Source organism: Mycobacterium sp., assembly GCF_039583805.1.
GTDB lineage: Bacteria > Actinomycetota > Actinomycetes > Mycobacteriales > Mycobacteriaceae > Mycobacterium.
Genome location: NZ_JAVKSH010000125.1, coordinates 1 through 2348 on the forward strand (window position 1 = coordinate 1; position 2348 = coordinate 2348).

The 2348-nt window shown below is 72.1% G+C and carries 1 protein-coding gene; it reads left to right on the forward strand.

All coding sequences use genetic code 11. The annotated features are described in order from the left end of the window. A partial coding sequence (locus tag ABDW21_RS14835) for a CoA transferase (protein ID WP_343710639.1) occupies positions 1–2348 on the forward strand: 2348 nt, incomplete at both ends.

Genomic DNA, 2348 nt, shown 5'->3' on the forward strand with positions numbered 1-2348 from the left:
ATGGTCGACGGGCTGCTGGCGGCGCTTCGGGTGCTCGACCTCGCCGGCGACGACGGCGACGCGGTGACCCGGCTGTTCGCCGATCTGGGCGCCGACGTCCTCAAGGTGGAGCCGCCGGGCGGCAGCCCGGCGCGCGGCCGGGCACCGACGCTGGCCGGCGTCGGTGTGCCGTTCGCGCTGCACAACGCCAACAAGCGCAGCGTGGTGCTGGACCCGTCCGAGCCCGGCGACCGCGGCCGCTTCCTCGAGCTCGCCGGTGGCGCCGACATCCTCGTCGACACCGGCATTCCCGGGCAGGCCGCCGCGTACGGCAGCTCCTGCGCGGCGCTGGCCGACCGGTACCCCCACCTGGTGGCGCTGTCGATCACCGACTTCGGCACGACGGGCCCGCGTGCGGCGTGGCGCGCCACCGATCCGGTGCTCTACGCGCTGGCGGGGCCGCTGTCACGGTCGGGCCCCAGCACGGGAACACCCGTGCTACCGCCGGACGGTATCGCCTCCGCGACCGCCGCCGTGCAGGCCGCCTGGGCCGCGCTGGCTGCCTACTACCACCGGTTACGTTGCGGTACAGGCGATTACATCGACTTCGCCCGGTTCGACGCGGTGGTGATGGCGCTTGACCCGCCCTTCGGCGCGCACGGGCAGGCGGCGGCGGGGATCCGGCGTCCCAACCGGTGGCGGGGACGTCCGAAAAATCAGGACGCCTACCCGATCTACCCGTGTCGGGACGGCCACGTCCGGATCTGTGTGATGTCGCCTCGGCAGTGGCACGGACTGCGGGCCTGGCTGGGGGAGCCCGACGAATTCCAGGACCCCGCATACGACGTGATCGCCGCGCGGTTCGCGGCGTGGTCGCGGATCGGCGTGCTGATCGAGCAGTTGTTCGCCGGACAGACCATGGCGGCGCTGGTGACGGCGGGCCAACGGCACGGCGTGCCGATCGCGGCGGTGTTGTCGCCCGCGCAGATCCTGGCCTCGCAGCATTTCCGGTCGCGGGGCGCCATCACCGAGGCCGAACTGGCGCCCGGTGTGCGCGCCACCGTCCCGGTGGGCTACTTCGCCGTCGACGGGCGCCACGTCGGCTTCCGCACGCCGACGCCGCCGCCCGGGCGGGACGGGCCGCACTGGCTCGCCGGCCCGTCGGCGGCGCCGGCGGGGGGCGCCGCCGGTGCCAGTCGTCCGTTCGAAGGGCTGCGGATCGTCGATCTGGGCATCATCGTCGCCGGCGGCGAACTCAGCCGGCTCTTCGGCGATCTCGGCGCCGAGGTCATCAAGGTGGAAAGCGCCTCCTATCCCGACGGCTTGCGGCAGGCCCGCGTCGGCGACGCGATGAGCGAGTCGTTCGCATGGACGCATCGCAACAACCTGGGCTTCGGGCTGGACCTCCGCAGCCCGCAGGGTCACCGGATCTTCGCCGGCCTGGTCGCCGAAGCCGATGCGGTGTTCGCCAATTTCAAACCGGGAACCCTTGCCGCGCTTGGCTTTCCGTTCGAGGTGCTGCACAGCATCAACCCGCGCATCGTCCTCGCCGAGAGCAGCGCCTTCGGGGACAGCGGTCCGTGGAGCGCTCGGCTGGGCTACGGCCCACTGGTCCGCGCCACCACCGGCGTCACCAAGTTGTGGACGGCGGAGGAGGCGGCGCAGTCCCGGCATCCGTTCTACGACGCGACGACGGTCTTTCCCGACCACGTGGTGGGGCGGATCACCGCGATCGGGGCGCTGGCCGGGCTGATCCACCGGGACCGAACCGGCGCCGGGACCCGCATCCACGTCTCCCAGGCCGAGGCCGTCGTCAACCAACTAGACACCCTCTACGTCACCGAAGCCGCACGCGCCACGGGTGGCCGCCAGACGTTCGACGACACCGGTGTGCATGCCGTCTGCCCCTGCGCCGGCGACGACGAGTGGTGCGTGATCTCGATCCGATCCGATGACGATTGGCGCTCGGCCACAACAGTTTTCGGCTCGCCCGAATCGGCCGGCGACCAGCGTTTCACCACCGGCGAGTCGCGGGTGGCGCACCGCCGCGAGATGACGGCTCTGCTGTCGGAGTGGACTCGCGCCCGCGCCCCGCTGCAGGTCGCCGAGGCTCTGCAGGCCGCCGGAGTTGCCGCGGGCCCGATGAACCGCCCGCCCGACATCCTCGACGACCCGCAGCTTCGACACCGAAAATTGTTCAGCGACATGACGCATCCGCTGTTCGACCATCCGCTGCCGGCTGAGACCGGGCCCGCGCCGTTTCGTCATATCCCGCCGGCGCCGCAGCGCCCCGCGCCGCTGCCCGGCCAGGACACCCGCGAAGTCTGCCGCAAAGTGCTGCAGATCAGCGCCGAGGAGACCGAGCGGCT